The sequence below is a fragment of the Christiangramia sediminicola genome (genome assembly GCF_031344135.1).
Taxonomy (GTDB): Bacteria; Bacteroidota; Bacteroidia; order Flavobacteriales; family Flavobacteriaceae; genus Christiangramia; species Christiangramia sediminicola.
This window is the reverse complement of sequence record NZ_JAVJIU010000003.1, coordinates 133,162-158,517: the sequence shown is the minus strand read 5'-3', so window position 1 is coordinate 158,517 and position 25,356 is coordinate 133,162. Positions and strand designations below refer to the sequence as shown.

General features: G+C 32.6%; 25 protein-coding genes. All 25 read left to right on the top strand.

Going from position 1 to position 25,356, the window contains the following annotated elements; translation table 11 throughout:
• Nucleotides 1–20 precede the first annotated feature (20 nt).
• The 25 genes from RE431_RS08035 (at nt 21) to RE431_RS07915 (ending at nt 25,355) form a co-directional block, all read left to right on the top strand.
• Nucleotides 21–1,277, top strand: coding sequence for a sulfate adenylyltransferase subunit 1 (locus RE431_RS08035; protein ID WP_309561462.1), 1,257 nt, complete (start codon nt 21–23; stop codon nt 1,275–1,277).
• A 4-nt stretch (nt 1,278–1,281) separates the two neighbouring features.
• Nucleotides 1,282–2,289 (top strand): NAD-dependent epimerase/dehydratase family protein, encoded by a 1,008-nt coding sequence (locus tag RE431_RS08030; RefSeq protein ID WP_309561461.1) that lies wholly within the window; start codon nt 1,282–1,284, stop codon nt 2,287–2,289.
• The gene (rfbB, locus tag RE431_RS08025) at nt 2,286–3,329 is read left to right on the top strand and encodes a dTDP-glucose 4,6-dehydratase (RefSeq protein WP_309561460.1); all 1,044 of its coding nucleotides are present in this window, start codon (nt 2,286–2,288) and stop codon (nt 3,327–3,329) included. Before RE431_RS08030 ends, rfbB begins: the two co-directional genes overlap by 4 nt.
• Before the next feature lie 6 nt (nt 3,330–3,335).
• Nucleotides 3,336–4,202 carry a glucose-1-phosphate thymidylyltransferase RfbA gene (rfbA, locus tag RE431_RS08020; RefSeq protein WP_309561459.1) on the top strand — a complete coding sequence of 289 codons (867 nt, stop codon included), beginning with the start codon at nt 3,336–3,338 and terminating at the stop codon, nt 4,200–4,202.
• A complete protein-coding gene (locus RE431_RS08015; RefSeq protein ID WP_309561458.1) occupies nt 4,202–5,644 on the top strand; it encodes a lipopolysaccharide biosynthesis protein in 1,443 nt (480 codons plus the stop codon). Before rfbA ends, RE431_RS08015 begins: the two co-directional genes overlap by 1 nt.
• A complete protein-coding gene (locus tag RE431_RS08010) occupies nt 5,628–6,305 on the top strand; it encodes a sulfotransferase (protein ID WP_309561457.1) in 678 nt (225 codons plus the stop codon). The genes RE431_RS08015 and RE431_RS08010 overlap by 17 nt, the downstream gene beginning before the upstream one ends.
• Entirely contained in the window at nt 6,302–7,366 is a 1,065-nt protein-coding gene (locus tag RE431_RS08005) for a DegT/DnrJ/EryC1/StrS family aminotransferase (RefSeq protein WP_309561456.1), read from the top strand. The genes RE431_RS08010 and RE431_RS08005 overlap by 4 nt, the downstream gene beginning before the upstream one ends.
• Nucleotides 7,363–8,559: an ATP-grasp domain-containing protein gene (locus RE431_RS08000; protein ID WP_309561455.1), complete on the top strand. Its 1,197-nt coding sequence runs from the start codon at nt 7,363–7,365 to the stop codon at nt 8,557–8,559. The genes RE431_RS08005 and RE431_RS08000 overlap by 4 nt, the downstream gene beginning before the upstream one ends.
• Nucleotide 8,560: 1 nt before the next feature.
• On the top strand, nt 8,561–9,517 hold the full coding sequence (locus RE431_RS07995; protein WP_309561454.1) for a hypothetical protein: 957 nt from the start codon (nt 8,561–8,563) through the stop codon (nt 9,515–9,517).
• Nucleotides 9,510–10,319 (top strand): sulfotransferase domain-containing protein, encoded by an 810-nt coding sequence (locus RE431_RS07990; protein WP_309561453.1) that lies wholly within the window; start codon nt 9,510–9,512, stop codon nt 10,317–10,319. The genes RE431_RS07995 and RE431_RS07990 overlap by 8 nt, the downstream gene beginning before the upstream one ends.
• A complete protein-coding gene (locus RE431_RS07985) occupies nt 10,307–11,296 on the top strand; it encodes a glycosyltransferase (protein WP_309561452.1) in 990 nt (329 codons plus the stop codon). Before RE431_RS07990 ends, RE431_RS07985 begins: the two co-directional genes overlap by 13 nt.
• The gene (locus RE431_RS07980) at nt 11,296–12,174 is read left to right on the top strand and encodes a glycosyltransferase (RefSeq protein WP_309561451.1); all 879 of its coding nucleotides are present in this window, start codon (nt 11,296–11,298) and stop codon (nt 12,172–12,174) included. Before RE431_RS07985 ends, RE431_RS07980 begins: the two co-directional genes overlap by 1 nt.
• A gap of 4 nt (nt 12,175–12,178) precedes the next feature.
• Nucleotides 12,179–13,321, top strand: coding sequence for a glycosyltransferase (locus RE431_RS07975; protein WP_309561450.1), 1,143 nt, complete (start codon nt 12,179–12,181; stop codon nt 13,319–13,321).
• Nucleotides 13,322–13,340: 19 nt separating this feature from the next.
• Nucleotides 13,341–14,183: a polysaccharide deacetylase family protein gene (locus tag RE431_RS07970; protein ID WP_309561449.1), complete on the top strand. Its 843-nt coding sequence runs from the start codon at nt 13,341–13,343 to the stop codon at nt 14,181–14,183.
• The gene (locus RE431_RS07965) at nt 14,180–15,058 is read left to right on the top strand and encodes a GNAT family N-acetyltransferase (protein ID WP_309561448.1); all 879 of its coding nucleotides are present in this window, start codon (nt 14,180–14,182) and stop codon (nt 15,056–15,058) included. The genes RE431_RS07970 and RE431_RS07965 overlap by 4 nt, the downstream gene beginning before the upstream one ends.
• A 1-nt stretch (nt 15,059) precedes the next feature.
• Complete coding sequence (locus RE431_RS07960; protein WP_309561447.1) at nt 15,060–16,130, top strand: glycosyltransferase; 1,071 nt, start codon at nt 15,060–15,062, stop codon at nt 16,128–16,130.
• An 11-nt stretch (nt 16,131–16,141) separates the two neighbouring features.
• The gene (locus RE431_RS07955; RefSeq protein ID WP_309561446.1) at nt 16,142–17,266 is read left to right on the top strand and encodes a glycosyltransferase; all 1,125 of its coding nucleotides are present in this window, start codon (nt 16,142–16,144) and stop codon (nt 17,264–17,266) included.
• 12 nt (nt 17,267–17,278) lie between these two features.
• A complete protein-coding gene (locus RE431_RS07950) occupies nt 17,279–18,193 on the top strand; it encodes a GNAT family N-acetyltransferase (RefSeq protein ID WP_309561445.1) in 915 nt (304 codons plus the stop codon).
• Between the two features lie 182 nt (nt 18,194–18,375).
• On the top strand, nt 18,376–19,383 hold the full coding sequence (locus RE431_RS07945; protein ID WP_309561444.1) for a hypothetical protein: 1,008 nt from the start codon (nt 18,376–18,378) through the stop codon (nt 19,381–19,383).
• Between the two features lie 11 nt (nt 19,384–19,394).
• Entirely contained in the window at nt 19,395–20,354 is a 960-nt protein-coding gene (locus RE431_RS07940) for a polysaccharide deacetylase family protein (protein ID WP_309561443.1), read from the top strand.
• 545 nt (nt 20,355–20,899) lie between these two features.
• On the top strand, nt 20,900–21,718 hold the full coding sequence (locus tag RE431_RS07935) for a hypothetical protein (protein ID WP_309561442.1): 819 nt from the start codon (nt 20,900–20,902) through the stop codon (nt 21,716–21,718).
• 73 nt (nt 21,719–21,791) lie between these two features.
• On the top strand, nt 21,792–22,955 hold the full coding sequence (locus RE431_RS07930) for a glycosyltransferase family 4 protein (RefSeq protein WP_309561441.1): 1,164 nt from the start codon (nt 21,792–21,794) through the stop codon (nt 22,953–22,955).
• A gap of 36 nt (nt 22,956–22,991) precedes the next feature.
• Nucleotides 22,992–23,597, top strand: coding sequence for a sugar transferase (locus RE431_RS07925; protein WP_309561440.1), 606 nt, complete (start codon nt 22,992–22,994; stop codon nt 23,595–23,597).
• The gene (locus tag RE431_RS07920) at nt 23,597–24,208 is read left to right on the top strand and encodes an acetyltransferase (RefSeq protein WP_309561439.1); all 612 of its coding nucleotides are present in this window, start codon (nt 23,597–23,599) and stop codon (nt 24,206–24,208) included. Before RE431_RS07925 ends, RE431_RS07920 begins: the two co-directional genes overlap by 1 nt.
• A complete protein-coding gene (locus RE431_RS07915; protein WP_309561438.1) occupies nt 24,201–25,355 on the top strand; it encodes a DegT/DnrJ/EryC1/StrS family aminotransferase in 1,155 nt (384 codons plus the stop codon). The genes RE431_RS07920 and RE431_RS07915 overlap by 8 nt, the downstream gene beginning before the upstream one ends.
• Nucleotide 25,356 lies beyond the last annotated feature (1 nt).

The following is a 25,356-nucleotide window of genomic DNA, read 5'->3' as shown; positions in this document are numbered from 1 at the left end:
TAAAAAGCTTAGCATAGATAATGGAGATCAATAATAATCAATTACTAAGATTTACAACGGCAGGAAGTGTCGATGATGGGAAAAGTACCCTAATAGGGAGATTGCTTTATGATTCTAAATCGATCTTTGAAGATCAGTTGGAGTCGGTAACCAACACGAGTGCCAAGAAGGGGCACGATGGAGTAGACCTTGCACTTTTCACTGATGGATTGAAGGATGAAAGAGAACAGGGGATCACCATTGATGTAGCCTACAGATACTTTACTACCCCAAAGCGAAAATTCATTATTGCTGATACTCCAGGACATATTCAATATACCCGAAATATGGTAACTGGAGCTTCTACAGCCAATGCAGCTTTAATCCTGATCGATGCCAGGCACGGAGTGATCGAGCAAACCAAGAGACATTCTTTTATTGCATCACTTTTAAATATTCCTCACCTTATTGTATGTATCAATAAGATGGATCTGGTAGACTTCTCCGAAGAACGATACAATGAGATCATCACCCAGTTTGAAGAATTCTCTTCAAAGCTTCTTGTAAAAGATGTGCGTTTTGTACCTATGAGCGCATTGCTTGGTGATAACGTGGTGAACCGTTCAGAGAATATGGATTGGTACGGCGGTGGAACATTGTTAAGCATATTAGAGACCTTACATATTAGTAGTGATATTAATAAGATCGATGCGAGGTTCCCAGTACAAACGGTACTTCGACCACAAAGCGAAGAACATAGAGATTACAGAGGTTATGCGGGTAGAGTCGCTAGTGGGATCTATAGAACAGGAGATGAAGTAGCGGTATTACCATCAGGATTTACCTCAAAGATAAAATCGATGAATACCGGAGAGCAGGAGGTTGAAGAAGCCTTTGCTCCAATGTCTATTTCAATGACTTTAGAAGATGACATCGATGTAAGCCGAGGTGATATGATCGTAAAGAAGAATAATCAGCCGGAGGGTGAGCAGGAATTTGACGTGATGTTATGCTGGTTGAATAACGATGCAGCCAAACCAAGAGCGAAATATACAGTATTGCATACCTCAAATGAACAACGAGCAATGATCAAAGATGTGGTATATAAGATCGATATCAACACTTATAACAGAAACAAGGAAGATAAAGACCTTAGCATGAATGATATTGCCAGGGTAACGATACGAACTACACATAGAATCATGTTGGACTCGTATAGAGACAACCGAAATACAGGTAGTGTTATCCTGATTGATGAAAGTACAAATGAAACCGTTGCGGCGGGAATGATAATTTAAATCTATGAAATCAATTCTTGTTACTGGTGCTGCAGGCTTTATTGGTTACCACCTTTGTTCTAAATTAGTTGATAATGGATATAAAGTTATCGGGTTAGATAATATTAATGACTATTATGATACAAATTTAAAATATGATAGATTAAAGCAATTAGGTATACCAAAATCTAAAGCAAGTCAATTTAATTTACTTGTCGAGAGTGATAATATCCCAAGATTCTCATTTATCAGATTAAATATTCAGGACAGAGAAAATTTACCAATATTATTCTCTCAGCAAAAATTTGAGAAGGTAATTAATCTAGCTGCTCAAGCTGGTGTTCGTTACAGTCTTCAAAATCCTCACGCTTATATTGACAGTAATATTGTTGGGTTTGCCAATATTCTGGAATTATGTAAGAATAACGATATAGAACATCTTATATATGCAAGTAGTTCTAGCGTGTATGGCGAAAATAAAAAAATTCCATTTAGTGTAGAAGATAATGTAGATCAGCCTATAAGCTTGTATGCAGCTACGAAAAAAAGTAATGAGTTAATGGCTTATACGTATAGCCATTTATTTAAGTTTTCTGTTACGGGTTTAAGGTTTTTCACGGTTTACGGTCCATGGGGTAGACCAGACATGGCTATGCATTTGTTTACAGATGCCATTGCAAATAAACGAACCATAGACGTTTATAATAATGGTAATCAAGAAAGAGATTTTACTTATATAGATGATATAATTTATGGCATGTTAAAAATCATTGAAGATAAGAACCCAAAAAAAGAATCACTATATAATATAGGTAATAGTTCCCCTGTAAACCTAATGTCCTTTATTGAAGAAATAGAAAAGAATATGGGAACAAAAAGTGATAAGAATTTTTTACCTAAACAGCCTGGTGATGTAAGTAGAACTTGGGCTGATGTAGAATCTTTAAAAAATGATTATAGTTACAAACCCAGTATTAATCTTGAAAAGGGTGTAGGGAAGTATATACAATGGTATAAACAATATTATCTATGAAAATTTTAATAACAGGTGGAGCAGGGTTTATTGGATCTCATGTAGTAAGATTATTTGTGAACAAATACCCAACTTATCAGATTTACAATCTTGATAATTTAACATATGCTGGTAATTTAGAGAATTTAAAAGATCTGGAGAATAGACCAAACTATCATTTTATTAAGGCAGATATCTGCGACTCAGATCATATGAATCAACTTTTTAAAGAGTATAATTTTGATAAAATTATTCACTTGGCTGCTGAATCTCATGTGGATCGGTCGATCAAAGATCCTTTAGCCTTCGTTAAAACGAATATAATTGGTACGTTAAATCTTTTAAATGCCGCCAAGATGATATGGGAAGATGATTTTTCGCACAAACTCTTTTATCATATCAGTACTGATGAAGTATATGGTAGTCTAGCGGATACTGGACTTTTCAAAGAAGAAACTTCTTATGATCCCAATTCACCTTATTCGGCTTCAAAAGCATCATCAGATCATTTCGTACGTGCTTATGGGGAAACATATGGTATGCCGCATGTTATTTCAAATTGTTCTAATAATTATGGACCTAATCAGTTTCCAGAAAAACTTATACCCCTTTTCATTAACAATATTGTAGAAAATAAGTCCCTACCGGTATATGGAGATGGAGATTATACTAGAGATTGGTTATATGTAAAAGATCATGCAATTGCAATTGATCTTATATTTCATAGCAACAATCTGAATGAGACGTATAATATTGGTGGTTTTAATGAATGGAAAAACATTGAACTTGTTAAGTTGCTTTGTAAGTTGATGGATGAAAAACTAGGTAGACCGCAAGGTATGTCTGAAAAATTAATAACATTTGTTAAAGACAGACCTGGACATGATAAACGCTATGCTATTGATGCTTCCAAAATAGAAAAAGAACTAAACTGGTATCCTACTGTTACTTTTGAAGAAGGCCTGTCTAAAACCATAGATTGGTATCTGGATAATAAGGCTTGGCTTAAAAATATAACTACTGGGGAGTATCAAGATTATTATAAAAAACAATATAACTAAAGCGATATGAAGGGAATTATTTTAGCAGGAGGAACTGGTACAAGGTTGTTTCCAATAACAATAGCGGTGAGTAAACAATTGCTTCCTGTTTATGATAAGCCTATGATATACTATCCATTATCGGTATTAATGCTGGCAGGAATAAAGGATATATTGTTCATTACAACACCTCATGATAAACAAGCCTTTAAAAAATTGCTTGGTGATGGATCTCAGATTGGTTGTAATTTCCAATTTGAAGTTCAACATGAACCTAATGGACTTGCTGAGGCTTTTATTATAGGGGAAGAATTTATAGGAAATAATAAGGTAGCTCTAGTACTTGGAGATAATATTTTTTATGGTAATGAGTTTGGAAAACTTTTAAGAAGTCAAATTGATGTGGAAGGTGCATCCATTTTTGCTTATCCTGTTAGGGATCCGCAACGATATGGAGTAGTTGAGTTTGATCAAAATAATAAGGTTATCAGCATAGAAGAAAAACCTTCAAAACCTAAATCTAAATTCGCTGTCCCCGGATTGTATTTTTATGATAATAAAGTAGTAGAATATGCGAAAAAAGTTAAGCCGTCTGCCAGAGGTGAAAAAGAGATATCTACACTCAATGAGATGTATTTAAGTGACGGGAAACTTGAAGTAGGCGTAATGACACGAGGAATGACTTGGTTTGACACTGGGACTGTCGAGTCTTTAGATGATGCAAGTGAATTTATAAGAGTTCTGCAAAATAGACAAAGCACAATGATTGGATGTATTGAAGAGGTTGCTTATCAAAGAAGATTTATAAATAAGGATCAATTGAAACAACTATCATCCAAATACGGAAAATCAAAATATGGGAGATATCTGGTTGAAATTTCCAAAAGCATTTAATGTCATTAAGAAAACAAGCAACTTTAGGCCTGGTATGGACCTTCTCACAGCAATTTGGCACACAATTAATAAGTTTTATTGTATCCTTATTTCTTGCTCGGATATTATTGCCTGCAGAGTTTGGGTTAATTGGTATGATTGCCGTTTTTATATCAATAGGAAAAGCATTAGTTGATTCTGGACTAACCCAATCTATAATTAGAAGTAAAAAGTTAGATCAGGAAGATTACTCTACAGTATTTTTCTTTAATCTCGCTGCTAGTTTTTTAATCTACTTAATAATTTTTTTTATTGCACCTTTTATTGCTGATTTCTATAATCAATCTATACTTGTTGATATACTGAGATTATATTGTATAACATTTATAATTTCAGCATTTTCTGCAGTACAGTTAGCACGTTTAACACAACGAATGGACTTTAAAACCCAAACAATAATTGCAATCCCATCAATATTGATAGGGGGTATAGTTGGAATTACTATGGCCTATTCAGGATATGGTGTATGGAGTTTAGTATGGAATCAAATTATTACAGCTTTGGTAAGTTCAATTCAAATTTGGATTTATTCAAAATGGACACCTAGTTTTACATTCAGTCTACGAAAATTTAAAGATCATTTTAATTTTGGTTATAAATTAACAATCTCAAGTTTATTAGATCGAATTTTTTCAAACCTATATATTATTGTTATAGGAAAATTTTTTGCACCGAGTCAAGTGGGTTTTTATACCCGTGCGGAAACTATGAAACAACTACCCGTTTCAAATATTTCCATGGCTTTGAATAAAGTTACATACCCTTTATTTTCTACTATTCAGGATGATAATGTCAGGTTAAAAAAAGTATATAAGAAATTGATGAGAATGGTTGTTTTCGTTATAGCTCCTGTGCTTATGATTTTGGCAGCTCTAGCAGAACCTTTATTCCGCTTTCTTTTTACAGAAAAGTGGCTTCCTGCTGTTCCATACTTTCAAATTCTTTGCCTTTCTGGAATTTTATATCCTGTCCACATGTATAATCTTAACGTTCTTAAGGTTAAGGGGAGGAGTGATCTATTTTTAAAACTGGCAATTATAAAGAAAGTTTTGGTGGTAATATTGGTAGTAATAGGTCTTCAATTTGGTATTTACGGAATACTTTGGTCCCAGGTCATTATGTCTTGTGTTGCTTTTATAATAAATTCCTTTTACACAAATAAATTTATTAATTACTCTGCTTTTGAACAAATTAAGGACCTTATACCAATTTTTTTAGTATCTGGATTGATTGGGATTTCAGTGTATCTGGTTGATTCTTATTTACAATTTTCCTTGGATATAGCTCGAATATTAGTTTGGGGTACGACAGGAACAACGTTGTATTTGATTATATGCCATGTATTAAATTTTGAAGGTACTCATGAAATAAAAAACATCGTAAAAAATGTCATTGAAAAATAGGTTAGTAGAATTTAAAAGAAGGTTGCAAGTTTACAATAAACCTAAAATTTTTGGTATAGGTGCAAATAAAACTGGGACAACCAGCTTGAAAGCAGCTATGGATGACCTGGGATTTATAGTAGGTGATCAAAGAAAAGGTGAGCTGTTATTAGAAGATTGGGCCCACAGGGATTTTTCCAATATTATTAAATTATGTCGTCAGGGACAATTTTTTCAGGATGTACCATTTAGTCTACCTAACACTTATGTTATTTTAGACAATACATTTCCCAATAGTAAATTTATTTTGACAGTTAGGGATTCCGCTGAACAATGGTATAATTCTATAACAAAATTCCATGGAAAAAAATGGGGTAAGGATGGTCAAATACCTACAAAAGAGGACCTGGTAAATGCAGATTACATATTCAAAGGTAGAGCATGGAGAGCTAATAGATTAATATTTGATACTCCGGAAAATCAACCGTATCAGAAGGATAGGTTATTAAGTTTTTATAATAATTATAATGATAATGTGAAATATTACTTTAGAACCAGACCTGATGATTTACTGGTTTTGAATGTTGGAGAAAAAGGAGCATATAAAAAATTATGTGATTTTTTGAAAGTAGAATCTAAACGCAAGGAGTTTCCTTGGAAGAATAAAACTATAAATAAATGATACCTGTAACCAAAACATTTTTCCCACCACTTGAAGACTACGGGAAACAATTAAAACGTATTTGGCAAAATGAATGGTTGACTAATCGTGGAGCTCTTGTTAAGGAATTAGAGGAATTAATTCAGAATAAACTTGAAGTACCAAATATTATTCTAACTACAAATGGAACATTACCTATACAAATTGCGTTAAAAGCTCTAGCAAATAATGGTCATGTTATTACCACCCCATTTAGTTATGTTGCAACAACTTCTTCAATAATATGGGAAAACTGTACACCCGTTTTTGTTGATATTCATCCTGAATATCTGACAATTGATGAAACCAAAATTGAAAATGCGATAACAGATAAAACAACGGCCATACTAGCAACACATGTCTTTGGGAACCCTTGTAATGTGGAAGCAATTGAGAAAATTGCTGAAAATTATAATTTAAAAGTAATATATGATGCTGCACATTGCTTTGGCGTTAAGTATTTAGGTAAAAGTTTATTTAGATATGGTGATATTAGTACTTGTAGTTTTCACGCAACAAAAATTTTCCATACTGGTGAAGGTGGTGCAATATTTAGTAACGATCACAATAATAATAATGAATTATTCTACAGACATAATTTTGGACACAACGGACCAGAAAATTTTGATGGTGTGGGGATTAATGCTAAAATGAGTGAACTTCAGGCTGCAATGGGACTTAGTGTTCTACCTTATTTCAAAGAGATTTTACGCGATAGGGAAGATGTAGTAAATTTTTATAATGATAATCTAAGTTTTATAGGATATAAGAAAATTAAAATACGAGAAAATACAGAATGGAATTTTAGTTACTATCCAATAATCTTTGACACTGAAGAAAAGCTTTTAAATGCTCGGGAGCGATTAAATAAAAATGATATTTATCCTCGTCGATATTTCTATCCTTCTTTAAATACTTTAAAATATCTCAAGTACTCACCAATGGAAATTTCAGAAAGTATTGCATCTAGAATATTATGTTTACCTCTCTATAAGGGAATCAACTCCCAATCATTAAAAACCATTGCAAGAGAATTATCATGAAAAAATTAATGTTGTTAGGTGGGCTTAGATATTTAATTCCAGTTATAAAGGAAGCTCAGTCTATGGGTATTTATGTGATTACCTGCGATTATATTCCTGAGAATATTGCTCATCGATACTCAGATGAATATCAAAATGTAGACATAACCGATCGTGAAAAAGTACTAGCTATAGCTATTACTTCCAAGATTGATGGCATTATGTCTTTTGCTGTTGATCCAGGAGTTCTAACCGCGGCCTACGTTGCTGAAAATTTGGGTTTACCTACTGCACCATTGAGGTCTGTAGAGATTCTGCAGAATAAAGCATTATTTAGGAAATTCCTTGAAGAGAATGGATTTAATGTGCCATTAGCAAAATCATTTTCAAACCTGCAGAGTTTATTAAAAGGTATAGACGATTTTAAATTCCCGGTAATTATTAAACCCGTAGATTCTGCAGGTAGTAAAGGGGTAAAAAAAATATTAAAGAAAGATGAAATTGAGGATTGCTATAAGATCGCGAATTCGTATTCTCAGAGTAATACTGTTATTGTAGAAGAATTTATTGAGGCTAATAATTTTGCATCAGACTCCGACTGTTTTTCACTGAATGGTAAATTTCAAATAGTTTCATTCTCTAATCAGTATTTTAATAGTAACTCCGAGAATCCCTATACACCTTCTGCCTATAGTTGGCCTTCTGTACTGAGTGACAAGATAAAAACCGAATTGAAAGATGATTTACAAATGCTGATTTCGTTATTGGGAATAAAAACTTCCATATATAATATTGAGGTAAGAGAAGGAAAAGATGGTAAACCATATATAATGGAAGTTTCTCCTCGTGGGGGAGGAAACAGATTATCAGAAATGATAAAGCATTCTACCGGTATCGATTTGATTAATCTATCTATTAGGGCTTCTTTAGGATTAGAAATTCATTCACCTATGGCAATCAATTATAATGACCAAATAGTAGAATTGATTTTATATAGTAATGCTCAGGGAAAATTCAATAAAATCGAAATCGATCCGTCTATAGAAATGTTTTTAATAGAATCAGATTTATGGGTAAGTTCTGGAGATCAAGTTTTTCCATTTTCATCAGCCAATTTCGCTATAGGGACTATGGTATTTAGGTTTGAAACATTTGAACAAGTGCAAAACATTATACAAAATAGAGACAATTTAGTGAACGTTTTAGTATACTAGAATGAATAAAAAAGAAATTGGCGGATATTTACCTTTGGAATTAAATAAATTCCATCCATACCATGTGAATGCCACAGAATTAAATTCTGGTAGAAATGCGCTTGAGTATATTTTATTAAATCGAGTGGTAGATATAGTTTATTTACCACTTTATACCTGTGATGCGGTGTTAGCACCTCTGCAAAATCTTAATATTAATTATAGATTTTACCATATTGATAAATCTTTAGAACCAATTTTTGACTTCAATAAACTAACTATAAACGATTTGTTTTTGTTCAATAATTATTTTGGTCTTAAAGATGATTATCTTGCTACAATTCCAAAAGATCAGAAAGGTATAATTGTAGATAATTCACAAGCCTTTTTTTCTTTGCCTGTTAGTGACTTTTCAACTTTTTATTCACCAAGAAAATTTTTTGGGGTGCCGGACGGCGGCTATGTGTATTGTAAGGACAAATCGAATGTGTCACTGGAACGGGATGAATCATTCTCCAGAATGAGTCATTTAAATGGAAGTATTGATATTGATACTGCAAGCTTTTACAATAATTATTTAAGAAATGAAGAGGTAGTAGGAGGTATCCCTTTAAAAAAAATGTCCTTCTTAACGAAAAGTTTACTTGGGAATATTGACTATCATCAGATTAAGAATAGGAGGATTTCGAACTTCCGCTATTTAGATAATGAATTACGTTTTAGAAACGAGCTAGAGTTGAAAATGACTGAAAATTCGGTTCCTTTGTGTTATCCTTATTTAGTAGAAGACGGTAGCTATTTAAAAGACAAATTAATTAATAACAAAATCTATATTCCTACTTACTGGCCAAATGTATTGCAATGGACAAGAGACGAAATTTTTGAAACTTATCTAACAAATAACTTGGTTTGTTTGCCCGTAGATCAAAGATATAATGAGGATGATATGAAAAGATTATTAAAAATATTACATGAATAAGGTCGCAATTTTCTCAGTCCCACGTTCAGGTTCTTCATGGCTCGGGCAAATACTTAATAGCAATGAAAATGTTGAATTTAAATTTCAGCCTAATTATGCATATAGTTTTCCTTTAGAGTTAACGGAAAATGATTCCTCCGAGGATATTAATTTATTTTTTGAGGAGCTTAGAAATACTCAAGATTCTTTTGTAAACGGGAAAATAACAATTAGTAGTAAAAAAGGTATTGAATTCAATAAAAAGGATACCAGCTGTCTTGTATTTAAAGAAACACATTATATAAACGTCTTACCTAATCTTTTAAAAAAATCTAATATTAAAATTTTAGGATTAATTCGTTCACCTTTCGCAGTAATAAATTCGTGGATTAAAATACCTAAAGAATTTAATCCTGAATGGGATTTAAAGGAGGAATGGGAAAACGCAAGTATTAAGAATAGTAACAAGAAAAGTCACTATTTCGGGTATAACAAATGGAAAGAGGCAGCATTTCTTTTTTTAGATCTTCAGGAAAAGTATCCGGATAGGTTTAAGATTATTAATTATAATTCATTTTTAAGTTCTAAAATAAGCTTAACCAAAGAAATCTATAATTTTTGTGGCCTTGAAATGTCGGATCAAACTTTGAAATTTATAGAAGATTCCTCAACGAAAAATGATGCAGATGATGCATACTCGATATTTAAAAGAAAAGACAAAGATGATCAGTGGTCCTCAGAATTGCCTCAATTTATTATAAATCAAATTAGGAAGGATGAAGACTTCAAGACTCTTAATAAAATATTTAGATGGATTCCTTAGAATTTAGAACTAAATATGAGTTGGAGAAGGTAGTTGAGAGTGATAGTTATATTTCTAATAACTGTCTAGTTTCTGTATGTGTCCAAACTTATCAACACGTCGATTTTATAACTGATTGTATAGAAAGTATATTGAAGCAGAAAACAAAATTTGATTTTGAAATTTTAATAGGTGACGACGATTCTACCGATGGGACAAGACAAATTTGCGAAAAGTATTCCAAGTTATATCCTAATAAGATCCGCTTGTTTTATCATCATAGAAAAAATAATATACAAATAAAAGGGCAGCCAACTGGTAGATTTGTCATGATGACAAATTTCTATAATGCTAATTCTAAATATATAGCACTTTGTGAGGGCGACGATTATTGGATCGATGAATTTAAATTACAGAAGCAAATTGATCTTTTAGAAAATAAAGAGATCTATGTTGCCAGTTTTACTAATGCTATTATTATAGATAAAGGGAAAAAAGTGAATACTTATAATAATAGAAAGAAAGAAACCTATAGCACTTTTGATGTGATTGAGCAAGGTGGTGGGTTTTATCCCACTGCATCCTTGGTGTTTAGGAATAAAATAAGGGATTGGCCAAATTTCATGTTCAATTACCGTTCTGGCGATAGAATTTTGAGTCTATTATTATCCCTTTATGGGGAATTCTATTATCATGATGAAATTACCTGTGCATATAGACTTCATGATCAAGGGGTTTTTAATTCTATAAAAGAGAATGCTAATGTTCGTCAAAAAATTAATTATGAGAATATCCAACTCTTAAAAGACTTTGACGATTTCAGTAAAAAAAAATATCATAGAGCCATTAAGAAAAATACATCAAGATTAGCCAAAGTAGGTCTTCTTAAGAATAATAAAATCGTTTTAGACAAGCCTACTAGAATGGCGTTAAGAGAATTAAATTTCCTAGACTGGCTATCTTTTCTGAAAACATATCTTTTAAAAAATGTAGCGTAATGATTTCAATTATCACCCCTACTTATAATAGAGCACATCTTATCTCTAGAATGATTAAAAGCGTAGTAGCTCAAACTTTTAAGGACTGGGAACTACTTGTTATGGATGATGGTTCTACTGATAATACAGAAGAAATCATTGAACAGTTTCAGGATTCGAGAATCAAATTTTACAGCGGTTCCAATACCGGAGCCTCACAAAAGAGAAATGATGGAGTTGAACTGGCAGCTGGGAACTTTATTATTTTTTTGGATAGTGATGATGAGGTTTACCCAAATTGGCTTTATGAATTTACTCAACATATCGGCTCTGTTGATAACTCTGTAATCAGCTGTGCCTGGGAGAAAATTGATCATACAGGCAAAAGAGTGGAGGCGGGTTATCCTAAAAATCACGGAAAAATTTTTGATGATATATCAATCAATTTTCTTGCGGGCACTCTTATGCTTAAAAAAGAGTTTTTTTTAGAAGCAGGAGGTTATGACACTGAATTATCTTCGGGACAGCATACCGAACTACTAATGCGTTTGATACCTGTCTTTAAAAATTACAATACAAAAATTATTGCGATAAACAAGATTCTGGTTCAAATCCATTTGCATCAGGGAGACAGGATCCGTAAGAATTATGAAGGTATTTTTAAGGGAAGTACAAGAACCTTGAAAAAGCATAGGAGTTTGTTCAGAAAAGATCCAGAAATGCATTTCAATTATAATTCCATAGCTGCAGTGATGGCCCTAAGAACTAATCGATTAAAAGAAGCAAGATTCTATCTTAGAGAAGCTGTAAAGATCAAACCTTTAGAGCCTAGAACTTATTTTAGGTATCTAATATCTTTTCATCCTTCATTAAAAAATAAATTTTACCCCAATAAATAATATTTTGAAAGTCCTTTATATAATAGATACGATTAATGGTTCTGGAGCTGAAAGAAGTTTGGTGGAGATCACCTCTAATTTTGAAAATGTAACTCCGGTATTTGTGCATATTTATCCTGGTGAAATGCTGAAGGAATATTTGGAGTCTAAAGAAATCAAGGTCTATTCTCTTAATATTACAAAGAAATATGGGTATAATGAAGCCGTTAAAAGATTGGTTGATATCTATAAGAAGGAAATACCAGACCTAATACATTCAACTCTCTACAGATCGGACATGATCGCAAGAAGGCTTAAGAAAAAATTCCCTGAAATTCCTTTGGTAGGCAGTTTTGTTAATAATTCTTATAATCCTCTTCGTTATACCGATAAATCCCTCTCCCTAAAGCTGAAATTGTATTTTTCCTACTTGCAAGATCGTATTACGGCTAAAAAGGTAGACTTTTTTATCTCGAATTCGGAAACTATTAAAAAAGCTGAAGGAAACGCTTTAAACATCCCTCAGGAAAAAATTAAAGTAATCCATAGGGGCAGAGATCCTAGAAGATTCACCGTGGTTCAAAGCTCAAAGGTCAAAAATTTAAAAGATTCTCTTGAGCTTCATGGAAAAAACGTCCTGGTGAATGTTAGTAGGTTAATCGAAAGAAAAGGGCAATTAGATATTATAGGCATAATGCCAGACATTGTGAAAAGTTTTCCAAACACGGTTCTTTTAATTGCTGGTCACGGAAGTTTCAGAGAAATCTTAGAAGCTGAAATTTCAAATCTGGGGATGGAGCAACACATTAAATTACTTGGAAGGTTTGGGAAAATACCTGAATTGTTAAAAGCTACAGACATCTTTTTATATCCTTCTTATGCGGAAGGTTTGCCAGGGGCTTTAATTGAAGCGATGATGGCGGGGAAAATTATAATCAATTCCGATATTGGTGAAAATATGGAATGTGTTGGATCTAATTCTAGTATTGTCTTTCCTGTTGGAAACACCAAGACATTAAAAAATAAAGTCTTCCAGGTTCTGAATGAAGTTGATTCTTACCGGTATCTTGAAACAAGGGCAAAAAAATTAGCTTTGGAAAGATTTGATATTAAGATGATAGCTAAGGAATATGAAAGAACATATAGTGAACTAATAAATAATGGTTAGAAATTTATTATTTAGATTTTTGAGTATTATATCGGCTATAGGCATTTTATTTTTCAGAAGGAAAATAAGAGTACTAGCCTACCATAAAGTACCCGATATTAGAAGTTTCCAGGAACAGGTAAAATATTTAAAATCGAATTTCAATATTATAAGCCTCGAGGACCTAATCGATGCTTTTTACCATGGGAAAAAATTAAACCCCAAAAGTTTATTAATTACGTTTGATGATGGTGACTATAGTGTATATGAAAATGCCTTGCCTATACTAAAAGAAGAAAATATTAATGCAGTTTTATTTATAATTACCAAACTGATCAACAGCAACCAGACCTTTTGGTGGGATGAGCTCGAATATTATTTGGGCGAAAATAAAGGTAATGAGATTACCTGGAAACTCAAAGATTTACCAAATATCGAAAGAGAAAACTTTTTGAGCGAACTAAGAGATAAATCAGAAAAACCTTCTTTAAGGGTGAAGCAGTTAAAAAGTGAAGAATTACAAATCATGAATAAAAGTAATCTTCAAATTGCCAATCATTCGCATACACACCCTATGTTTGACAAATGCTCAGTGGCAGAACTTGAAAAGGAAATGGATCAATCTATGAGTTTTCTAAAGGACCTAAACCTTTATTCTGATGTTTTTGCTTATCCTAATGGGAATTTAGATTTAACTTCAGAAAAAGTATTGCAAAATCAGGGGATAAAACTGGCTTTTTTATTTGACCATAAATTAGCCAATTTATACAATCCATTACGAATTTCAAGAATACGGGTAGATGCGAGTCTTCCAATCCATGAATTTAAAGCAAAGGTCTCCGGTTTACATTCAATTATTTATCATAGATCTATAAAAGTATGAGTCATTCTATTTCTTTAGAACCCATTGATTATTCTTCTGCACAAATCAAAGAAATTGTAGAGTTGATACGGAAGAATTTAGATCCAGATTTTTCAGAAGAATTCTTTAAATGGAAACATCTTGAAAACTCCTTTGGAAAATCATATGGATTACTAGCGATAGATAATGGTAAAATTGTCGGGCTAAGAATGTTCATGCGATGGGAGTTTTTTTCAGAAACTACTCAGAAAACGTTCCGAGCGATAAGACCTGTAGATACTGTGGTAGATAAATCCTACAGAGGTCAGGGCTTGTTTAGCAGATTAACACTATCAGGTATAAAAGATTGTGAGGGTGAGTTTGATCTTATTTTTAACACACCAAATCAAAATAGTTTACCTGGATACCTGAAGATGGGTTGGCAAGAGATGCAAAATGCCCCAAGTATACGACTAGGTCTTATTAATCCGTTTAATACTTCTAATAACTATAAAGTAGTTTCTAAAGGAGAATATGCTGCATGTGGCTGCAACTATGAGAAAACTACTACCACAAATTTAGAATCCGGGTATTTGGATTGGCGCTACATTTCTGATAGAAATGTAATGTTTACCAATGAGAACGCTTCCATAATCTATTCGATTGAGAAAAGAAAGGGAGTTAAAATTGTTATAGTATTTGAGGCCCTTGGAGATTCAACCGAATTTTCAAAATTGTTAGGTAGTATATCTAAATATGAAAATGCCTATTTCTGTTTATATTCAGTTAATATTCAACAACTCAAACCATTATTTTCAATTGAAAAAAAGAAATCTACAGTGGTTTTTAAGGACGATGACAAAAATGTAATAAATAATACCAGACTTACACTTGGTGATCTAGAAGGAATATTGTGATATGAAAATTCTGCAAATTATTCACAAACCTCAAAATAGGGGTGCGGAGACTTTTACCTGCCAGCTTTCATCCCATTTGATTGCTGAAGGTCATAGAGTAAAGATTGTTTCCATCTATGATGGGAATGCAACACTTCCTGGTAATTTTAAAATTGAGAGTCTCGGAGGGAAGTTAGATGCAAAATTTTTTGACTTTGCAGCATGGAAAAAATTAAATAAAATAGTCCTACAATACAAACCAGATATGGTTCAGGTGAATGCTGGTGATAGTTTAAAATATACCGTGTTTTCTAAATTTGTTTTTAGATGGAACCGGCCAATAGTGGTAAGAAACGCTAGTGAAGTTGGCCAGTACATAAAATCTAATATTCAGAAAAATATCAATAGATTCTTTTATAAAAATATAAGACATGTTGCGTCGGTTTCTGAAGCTTCAAAAAAAGATATAAAGCAGCTCTTCCCTTTTTTAGAAGATAAAATAAGTGTAATCCCGATTGGCTTAGAGCCTATTCATAATATTCCTAAGATTGATCTGGGAGAAACTAGAAATATTGTTCATATTGGCGGTTTTACGTTTGAAAAAAATCACACTGGTCTTATCAGGATTTTTGAAAATGTTTTTGAAAAGAACGGGAATGTTAAACTTCACCTGGTTGGGGATGGCCCTTTAAGATCAGAGATTGAAAACCTTGTTAGATCAAAAGGTCTTGAAAAGAACGTGGTATTTCATGGATTTGTAAATAATCCATTGAGTTATGCAGCATCTTCCGAACTTTTGGTGTTACCGAGTATCATTGAGGGACTACCAGGTGTAATCTTGGAAGCAATGTATTGTAAAACTCCGGTTATTGCGTACAATGTTGGCGGTGTTTCAGAAGTACTGAATGAAAGTTCAGGATACCTGATCACTAAGGGTAATGAAATAGATTTTGCTAATACTATTAACGAAATTCTTAAATGTAGGCCGATCTCAAAAATTGAACATGCATATCAATTAGTTTTAAATAGCTATATGAATAAGGAAATTACCAGAAAATTTATCAAGGTTTATAAGACTGTGGTATCACAATAAAAAATATAGGTTTGAAAAACAAGATACAAGTTCTGCATATAATAAAGTCTTTAGGGAGGGGAGGAGCAGAAACTTTGCTTCCTGAAACTCTTAAACTTCATGATCAGTCAAGATTTAAATTTCATTATATATATTTTTTACCTTGGAAGGATCAAATGGTAGATGCTATTTTAAATGCTGGAGGGGAAGTGAAATGTCTAAATGCAAAAAATAACATCATACTTATTTCCAAATTTAATGATGTTGTTAAATATTGCAGGTATCATGATATTTCGCTGATTCACTGTCATTTGCCATGGGCTGGCTTCGTAGGAAGGCTGGTACATAAGTTAACAGATATCCCAACTGTATATACTGAACATAATATGCAGGAAAGATATCACTTTGTAACAAAAGCAATTAATAAGTTCAGTTTCAACTTTCAAACTTTGGCATTAGGTGTGTCTAAGGATGTAAGCAATTCAATAAAATCCAACATTCAACCTAAAATTCCTGTGAAAACACTTATGAATGGTGTAAATACTGTGAGTTTTAAAAGAATGAATAGTAGCACAGTTCGTGATGATTTCAATATACCTAGTAATGCTATTGTATTTGGAAATGTTGCAGTTTTTAGATTTCAAAAAAGATTGAAAGAGTGGTTAAATGTTCTTAAGCAATTAAATGACGTCAACAAGAATATCTATGGCATCATTGTAGGCGCTGGACCTCTCGAGGATGAGATTAAAGAAGAATGGGAAAAGTTAAACCTAAATGGAATTGTATTTTTTACAGGTTTGCAAACCAATGTAAAGCCTTATTTTGAGGCAATGGATGTTTTTATGATGACATCCTCATTTGAGGGACTTCCAATAGCGCTGTTAGAAGCTATGAGTATGGAATGTGCTGTCATTTCAACAAATGCTGGAGGCATAAAAGAAGTTATTCGCGATAATGTTGATGGTTTATCTGTATCTGTTGATAAGTGGCAAACGCTTGTTGCAAAATCAATGGAATTGATCGAAAATTCTGCTAAATTATCACAGATGAAAAAAGCTTCAAGGGCGAGAGTTGTTAGTAAATTCAGCATGGAAGTAATGGTGCAGAATTTAGAGCAGTGTTATATAGATATATTAGGTCAAAAAAGTAATAACTAGTTAAATTACCCTATGATTATTCGAGAAGCAACAGTAAATGATATTGCAGAAATTCTTTTTGTTTTGAAAAGAAGTTTGGGTGAAACTTCTTCAAAAAAAACTGAGGATGTTTGGAGATATAAGCATATTGATAATCCTTTTGGAAGATCTCTGGTCTTAGTTGCTGAAGAAAAGAATAAAATTGTTGGTGTTCGAGCTTTTATGAGATGGAAATGGCAGCGAGAAAATCAGATTTATAATTCTTATCGGGCCGTGGATACGGCCACTGATCCGAGCCATCAAGGTAAAGGAATATTTAAAAAGCTTACACTTAAAGCATTGGAAATTGCAAAAGAGGAAGGTGGAGAATTTATTTTCAATACTCCGAATGAGCAAAGTAAACCTGGTTATTTGAAAATGGGATGGCAGGAAGTTGGCAGGTTGAATGTAGCTTTAAGACCTGTTTTGAATATTGGTACAAGCAATAATCAACATTGCCATATAATTAAAAATAATCTTGGTCTAGATGTTATTGAAAAATATAAAGGGTGTAAGATGGATAGCAATAAAATTTTTACCCCTAAAAATAGAGACTATATAAATTGGAGATATAAAAAATGTAGACTTCAAAATTACTGGATTTTTGAGGATTCTAATGTTTTCTTGGCTTGCTATCCAAAAAAAAGAAAATTTATAACTGAATTACGAGTTTCCGAAGCCATTTTTACAAATTCTATTGGAAGAAAAACTCTAAATAAAAAGTTGTTGGAAATCAATAAGAAGATAGGAGCAAATTTGATAAGCGACTCAACAGGCTTATTAAGATATAAATTAGTAGGCAATTTTGGTCCAGATTTTACTATTAGAAATCTAAATAATCAAAATTTAGATAACACTTTTATGTTAGAATACTGGGACTACAGTTTAGGTGATTTGGAATTATTTTAATTATGATAGGTGCTGTAATCTTACTTATTTTATTATATGGAATTAATAATATATTATTCAATTCCTTTAAAAATAAATTTAAATGGTTCGATAGTAGAAAAGTAAATTATGTTTTTTTATATCATCTTCTGTTTTTCTTAGTTTATTACACGTATGCTTATTTTGCACCATCCGATTCCAAGATGTATTTCGAGCGACCAACTTACTCTCAGAATTGGTTAGATTATTATGGGACCTCTACTACCTTTATAGATTTTGTTTCCTGGCCATTTTTGAATGTTTTTGGTTTTAATTATGAAATGATGATGTTGTTATATGCGTGGTTTGGCTTCATTGGGTTTTTATACGCTTATCTTTTTTTTAGAGAGAACATTCCGATTAAAATTACCGTTTTTAAGAATTTTGACTTTTTGACTTTAATACTCTTTTTGCCAAATATGCATTTCTGGACTGCTTCACTTGGTAAAGGAGCGCCTATTTTCCTTGGGCTCATGATGTTCGCGTATGCTATTAAGTCGCCCAAAGATAGATGGGTTACACTACTTTTGGCATCTATTATCACCTATCATATTAGACCTCATGTTTTTTTATTTGTGGCTGCTGGTACTGTATTAGGATACATGACGGGAAAGGAAAAAATTGCATGGTGGAAAAAAATGTTGGTATATGTAATTATGATTGGAAGTTTAATTGTGGTTCAAGATACTATATTAGGAATGGCAGGTTTGAATGAATCAGATGATTTGATTCAAGAGTTTGAAACCTTTTCAGATGAAAGGGCAGGCGAATTAAGTGATTCTGGATCAGGAGTAGATATGGCTAATTATTCACTTCCAGTTAAGTTATTTACATTCTGGTTTAGACCATTGTTTTTTGATGCTCCAGGTGTGTTGGGAATAATTGTATCATTAGAGAACTTAATTTATTTACTATTATTTTTTAAAATTTTAAAAAAAGGTTTTTTAAAGTTTTTGAAGAATTCTCCTGTTAGTGTAAAAATGAGTTTAACGACATTTTTTTTAGCTTCTTTAGCTATGTCATTCGTGATGTCAAATTTAGGTATAATTATTCGACAGAAATCAATGGTAATGTATTTTCTATTTTTTGTGATTTATTATTTTTTAGCGCAACAGAAATACGATAAAATTATTAAGCTGAAAAAGGCTAGAAAATTACAAATGCAATCTTAAATTTAAATAATATGTCTAAAGGGTCATTAGTAATTTCTCTTGATTTTGAGTTTATATGGGGAGTATTTGATAAAGTTTCGCATGTAGATAAAGAAACTTATTTTTTAAATACTCGAAAAATGATTCCTCAGCTCATAAACTTGTTAGAGGATTACGGCATTCATGCTACCTGGGCTACAGTTGGCATGCTATTTAACAAAGACTGGGATCAGTGGATGGAAAATATTCCAGAAGTCAAACCTGATTATAATAATAGATTCCTCTCTGCGTATGACTATGGGTTAAGATACAAAAGCGAAATCAATGATAATTTATGTTTTGCCAATGATCTAATTAAAAGGATAACCTTGGGGAAAGGTCAGGAAATGGCCACACATAGTTATTCCCATTACTACTGTCTTGAAGATGGACAAACAGATGAAAGTTTTAGACAAGATTTAAGTAAGGCTATTGAAATTGCCTCTAGAAGTAATATAGAGATTAAGTCTCTGGTTTTTCCAAGAAATCAATTCAATAAAAGTTATTTGGAAATTTGTTCAGAATTAGGATTGAAAACTGTTCGAACTAATCCATCTAATTGGTACTGGAATGATACTCATGGTGATGGGTTGAAAAATAAGATTTTTAGAACGGGTGATGCATATATTGGGACATTTGATAAATCATATAAGTCGGAGGAATTGATAAGCTACAATGATTCTATTGTTATGCAGAAAGCCAGCAGGTTATTACGACCGAAGGAAGGTAAGCTGCTTGATTTTTTAAAAATTAATAGAATTAAAAAAGAGATATCCTACGCAGCCAGAAATAATGAAATTTATCATCTTTGGTGGCATCCGCATAATTTTGGAAATGATGTAGTTGGTAATTTAGATAATCTCAAAATTATTTTGGATCATTTCATTGATTGCAAAGAGCGGTACGGTATGCATAGTTTAAATATGATTGAGATCGCAGAAGAATACAATTAATATTATGTAATTATTCTACAGTAAATTGTAGAAAAAAGATCCTTTTTCAATCCCGAATAGTCAATAATACCTATTTCAAAGGCATTTTAAGCGTTGGCAGGTATTTTGTTTTATTCATAGGCAATAAATAAACTATGAATAGTCAAATTTTACTGCAAATATTAGAAACTCTCTTTCTTATCCCATTTCTTTATGAGATAAATCAACGTGTTTTAGAATCTCTTAGAAAGAGATTTCATTTTTTCTCCAAAAGTAAAATGAACGGGCTATTTTTCTATCATGTTTTATTTGGAGTAATATATTATATTTATGCCTGGAATCATCCATCTGACTCCCATAGATACTTTAATATCCCAAAATCATCTTCAAATTCTTGGTTTAGTTATTTAGGAACCGAAACTACATTCATAGACTTTATTTCATATCCTTTTATTAATTATCTAGGTTTCACATATGAAATGATGATGTTATTGTTTGCCTGGATTGGTTATTGGGGATTTGTATTAGGATTCTTATTCTTCAAAGAAAATATAAAAGAGAAGGTAATGGTTTTCAAAAAAGTGGACCTTCTTACCCTAATTTTATTTTTTCCTAATATGCACTTCTGGTCAGCATCCCTGGGGAAAGGGGCTTTAATTTTCTTCGGCTTAATGCTGTTTGCATTTTCGATTAGCCGACCTATGGAGCGAAAGTTTGGTTTGATTTTATCATCGTTATTGGTATTTGCAATCAGGCCGCATATGTTTTTATTAATTTGTGTTGGAGGATTATACGGACTATATTTTGGTAAAAACCTGATATCAAAACGATACAAGGTTTTTGGAGGTCTAGCAATACTTTTAGGACTAATTCTAATTCAGGATAAAATATTGGCGGTGGTCAATCTTGGTAATTCAAATAATTTAATTGGAGACTTTCTTGAATTTTCCTCTAATAGATCAGATAAATTAAGTACTGCTACATCAGGTTTAAATATGGCGGGTTATAGTCTACCAGAAAAAATCTTTACATTTTGGTTTAGACCTTTATTTTTGGATGCACCAGGTTTTCTAGGCGTTATAGTTTCCATTGAAAACTTAATATACTTATTGCTTTTTGGTAAAATCTTAAAACTAAATTTTTTCAAATTCTGGAAAAATGCTCCTTCACATGTAAAATCATGTTTGATGATTTTTGTCCTAACATCATTTGCGATGACTTTTATTATGTCTAATTTAGGGATAATGATCCGTCAGAAAACAATGATCATGTATTTCATGTTTTTTGTCATCTACTATTTCTTGGCCTACGAAAAATCAACTGAAGTCAAACTCAAACTGGAAAGGTTAAGTGCGTCGGCATCTTATAAGGCGATAAAGATTTAGACTATTCATTATTAATAATAGTGAAGACATCTAATTTTCTATAAATTCGCGTTTGAAGTCTTAAAATAGATTAGTGCAAAAATTAGTTAGAATTACAACTATTCCGCTTTCGCTAGAAAAGCTTTTAGAGGGGCAGCTTACCTACATGAATGATCATTATGAAGTGATTGCGGTTTCAGCCGAGGAGGAAAGATTAAAAAAGTATGGTGAAGAAAATCATGTTCGTACATTTTGGATTGAAATGACCAGAGCGATTACGCCATTAAAGGATTTAAAATCTCTTTACAAGCTATACAGATTTTGTAAAAAAGAGAAACCGCTAATTGTACATAGTCATACACCAAAAGCTGGAATTATAGGGATGTTAGCTTCTAAACTCGCTGGTGTGCCTTTAAGGTTGCATACTGTTGCTGGATTACCATTATTGGAAACTTTAGGGAATAAGCGAAAAATTCTGGATTTTGTAGAAAAACTAACTTACTCTCTTGCTACTAAAGTATATCCCAATTCCTTCGTATTAAAAGATATTATTAAAGAACTCGGTTATGCTGATGATGATAAATTAGAAGTGCTTGGTCAGGGTAGTTCAAACGGAATAGATACTAATTATTTTAATCCTGAAAACTATACTGATGAATACAGATCAAATCTGAGAAGAGATATTGGTATCCCAGAATATGATTTTGTTTATATATTCGTAGGGCGTTTAGTATCGGAAAAAGGTATTAACGAATTAGTTACAGCCTTTGTAGAGCTTGAAAGTAAAAATCCTGATGTCTCATTACTTCTTGTTGGTCCATTTGAACAGGAATTGGATCCTATAGATCCCGAGGTATTTAAATTAATAAATTCTCATTTAAAGATTTATACAACTGGATATCAGCAAGACGTTCGTCCATATTTTTCAATTTCAAATGTGCTGACTTTTCCTAGTTATCGTGAAGGATTTCCAAATGTGGTCATGCAGGCAAATGCGATGAGTCTTCCAGCTATTGTTTCAAATATAAATGGGTGTAATGAAATCATTAAAAATGGTGTAAATGGTTTAATAATTCCAGTGAAGGACAAGAATGCATTAGTGAAAGAAATGAGTAATGTTTTAAATAATGTAACTTTAAGGGAGAAATTAACGCAAAACGCACGCCGATTGATTCAAAGCAAATATGAAAGAAAACAGTTTTGGGAAATACTGTTAAAAGAATACAAAGAATTAGAGGAGCTTCATAAACATGATTAAATTCGCCGCCGATCAACGCGATGCCTAATAAATTGAATGTACAGGAATATTATTAAACCATTATTTGATCTACTAGTAGCTTTAATTGCATTGATCCTGATCAGTCCGGTTTTGCTAATTGTGATAATTCTTTTATCGATTGCGAATCACGGTAAGCCTTTTTTCTTTCAGAAAAGACCTGGAAAATCTGGTGAAATCTTCAATATAGTTAAGTTTAAAACCATGACTGATGCAAAGGATACTCAAGGTAATCTTTTGCCAGATTCTGAACGATTAACCAAGGTTGGTAGTTTTGTTCGAAAAACTTCTATTGATGAGATTCCGCAGCTATTTAATGTTTTAAAAGGAGATATGAGTATTATTGGTCCCAGGCCTTTACTACCTCAATATTTGTCGATTTATACGCCTGATCAAAACAGGAGGCATGAAGTTAAACCGGGAATTACCGGCTGGGCACAGGTAAATGGTAGAAATGCTATTAGCTGGACACAGAAATTTCAATACGATATTTGGTATGTGGAAAATATATCGTTTTTTTTAGATCTGAAGATTATTTTTATGACCATAAAGAAAGTGTTGATTTCAGAAGGAATTAACACAGCAAACATGGCGACGACGGAACCATTTAACGGTAGAAATTAATGATTATATACGGGGCAAGCGGACATGCTAAAGTAATCATAGATGTACTAAAATCTATTGGTAAAGAAATAGATCACATTTTAGATGATGATCGATCTTTAAAAAAGATTCTAGGTTTTGATGTAAAACATGATATATCTCAGGATATTGAGAAACTAGATGCGATCATTGCCATTGGAAACAATTCTATTAGAAAAAATGTTTCGAAAAAGCTATCTAATAATTTTTGTGAGGCAATAATAGATAAATCTGCTGTGGTAAGTAAGGATACAGAAATTCAATACGGTACAGTAGTTATGCCAAATGCTATAGTTAATTCTTCTACATCTATTGGTGCTCATTGTATTATAAATACCAATTCCGTAGTTGAGCATGATGTAATTATAGGTGATTTTGTCCATATTTCACCTTCAGCAACTGTAACCGGAAATGTGAAAATTGGTGAAGGCAGTCATATTGGAGCCGGGGCCGTAATTATTCCCGGTGTTAAAATAGGAGAGTGGGTAACTATCGGTGCAGGATCGGTAATAATAAATGATATACCAGATCATGCAGTAGTGGTTGGTAATCCAGGGAAAATAATAAAGTATAATAAGATTGATAATGGGTAAAGATAAAATCTGGTTATCATCTCCTCATATGGGAGGAAATGAACTTAAATACATAAATGAAGCATTTTCAGAAAACTGGATTGCTCCACTTGGACCTAATGTGAATGGATTTGAAAACGATATTAAAAACTATTTGGGTGAGGCAAGTTCAAATAATATTGAAGTAGCCGCTTTAAGTTCTGGAACTGCTGCTCTCCATTTAGCATTGATCTTATGCGGAGTTGAGCATGGAGACGAGGTGTTATGTCAAAGTATGACTTTTGCTGCTTCAGCAAATCCTATTGTTTATTTAGGAGCAACACCAATATTTGTCGATAGTGAGTCAGAAACATTAAATATCTGTCCTGAGCAATTAGAAATAGCTATAAAGGATAGAATTTCAAAAGGTAAAAAACCAAAAGCAATAGTTGCCGTTCATTTATATGGAATGCCATATAAGGTTGATCAAATAAATGAAATAGCTGAAAAGTACGAAATTCCCGTAATTGAAGATAGTGCGGAAGCCTTAGGAAGCACTTTTAAAGGAAAGAAGTGTGGGACTTTTGCCAAATTTTCCATTCTATCTTTTAATGGAAACAAAATAATAACGACCTCTGGAGGCGGTGCTTTGGTAACCCAATCCTCAGATAGTAAGAAGAAAGCTGTTTTTTTAGCTACTCAGGCGAGAGATGATGCTCCCCATTATCAGCATAGCGAAATTGGATATAATTACAGATTGAGTAATATTTCTGCTGGTATAGGTCGTGGACAAATGGAAGTTCTTGATAAAAGAGTGGAAGGTCGCAGGGATATGTTTCATTTTTATGTAAATTTATTCCGTGATGTCGAAGGAGTAAAAGTTTTTAAGGAGCCTAATGACGATTATTTCAGTAATCACTGGCTGTCAGTAATAACAATAGATCCGGAAAAGACCGGCGGAGTTGATAGAGAAGATTTAAGAAAGTGTCTAGAATCTGAAAATATTGAAAGCCGACCTCTTTGGAAACCAATGCACATGCAGCCGGTATTTACTAACAATCCGTTCTATGGCACGGGAATTGCCGAAGAGATGTTCAAAAATGGTTTATGTTTGCCGAGTGGTTCTAATCTTTCAGATAGAGACAGAGAAAGAATTCAGGATGCAATTTTAAATTGTTTGAAAAAATAGA

What these genes read in the sequence shown, in the direction of transcription:
- RE431_RS08035 (WP_309561462.1), top strand. Translation starts at nt 21, where the DNA reads ATGGAGATCAATAATAATCAATTACTAAGATTTACAACGGCAGGAAGT.
- RE431_RS08030 (WP_309561461.1), top strand. Translation starts at nt 1,282, where the DNA reads ATGAAATCAATTCTTGTTACTGGTGCTGCAGGCTTTATTGGTTACCAC.
- rfbB (WP_309561460.1), top strand. Translation starts at nt 2,286, where the DNA reads ATGAAAATTTTAATAACAGGTGGAGCAGGGTTTATTGGATCTCATGTA.
- rfbA (WP_309561459.1), top strand. Translation starts at nt 3,336, where the DNA reads ATGAAGGGAATTATTTTAGCAGGAGGAACTGGTACAAGGTTGTTTCCA.
- RE431_RS08015 (WP_309561458.1), top strand. Translation starts at nt 4,202, where the DNA reads ATGTCATTAAGAAAACAAGCAACTTTAGGCCTGGTATGGACCTTCTCA.
- RE431_RS08010 (WP_309561457.1), top strand. Translation starts at nt 5,628, where the DNA reads ATGTCATTGAAAAATAGGTTAGTAGAATTTAAAAGAAGGTTGCAAGTT.
- RE431_RS08005 (WP_309561456.1), top strand. Translation starts at nt 6,302, where the DNA reads ATGATACCTGTAACCAAAACATTTTTCCCACCACTTGAAGACTACGGG.
- RE431_RS08000 (WP_309561455.1), top strand. Translation starts at nt 7,363, where the DNA reads ATGAAAAAATTAATGTTGTTAGGTGGGCTTAGATATTTAATTCCAGTT.
- RE431_RS07995 (WP_309561454.1), top strand. Translation starts at nt 8,561, where the DNA reads ATGAATAAAAAAGAAATTGGCGGATATTTACCTTTGGAATTAAATAAA.
- RE431_RS07990 (WP_309561453.1), top strand. Translation starts at nt 9,510, where the DNA reads ATGAATAAGGTCGCAATTTTCTCAGTCCCACGTTCAGGTTCTTCATGG.
- RE431_RS07985 (WP_309561452.1), top strand. Translation starts at nt 10,307, where the DNA reads ATGGATTCCTTAGAATTTAGAACTAAATATGAGTTGGAGAAGGTAGTT.
- RE431_RS07980 (WP_309561451.1), top strand. Translation starts at nt 11,296, where the DNA reads ATGATTTCAATTATCACCCCTACTTATAATAGAGCACATCTTATCTCT.
- RE431_RS07965 (WP_309561448.1), top strand. Translation starts at nt 14,180, where the DNA reads ATGAGTCATTCTATTTCTTTAGAACCCATTGATTATTCTTCTGCACAA.
- RE431_RS07960 (WP_309561447.1), top strand. Translation starts at nt 15,060, where the DNA reads ATGAAAATTCTGCAAATTATTCACAAACCTCAAAATAGGGGTGCGGAG.
- RE431_RS07950 (WP_309561445.1), top strand. Translation starts at nt 17,279, where the DNA reads ATGATTATTCGAGAAGCAACAGTAAATGATATTGCAGAAATTCTTTTT.
- RE431_RS07945 (WP_309561444.1), top strand. Translation starts at nt 18,376, where the DNA reads ATGTATTTCGAGCGACCAACTTACTCTCAGAATTGGTTAGATTATTAT.
- RE431_RS07940 (WP_309561443.1), top strand. Translation starts at nt 19,395, where the DNA reads ATGTCTAAAGGGTCATTAGTAATTTCTCTTGATTTTGAGTTTATATGG.
- RE431_RS07935 (WP_309561442.1), top strand. Translation starts at nt 20,900, where the DNA reads ATGGTTTTCAAAAAAGTGGACCTTCTTACCCTAATTTTATTTTTTCCT.
- RE431_RS07925 (WP_309561440.1), top strand. Translation starts at nt 22,992, where the DNA reads ATGTACAGGAATATTATTAAACCATTATTTGATCTACTAGTAGCTTTA.
- RE431_RS07920 (WP_309561439.1), top strand. Translation starts at nt 23,597, where the DNA reads ATGATTATATACGGGGCAAGCGGACATGCTAAAGTAATCATAGATGTA.
- RE431_RS07915 (WP_309561438.1), top strand. Translation starts at nt 24,201, where the DNA reads ATGGGTAAAGATAAAATCTGGTTATCATCTCCTCATATGGGAGGAAAT.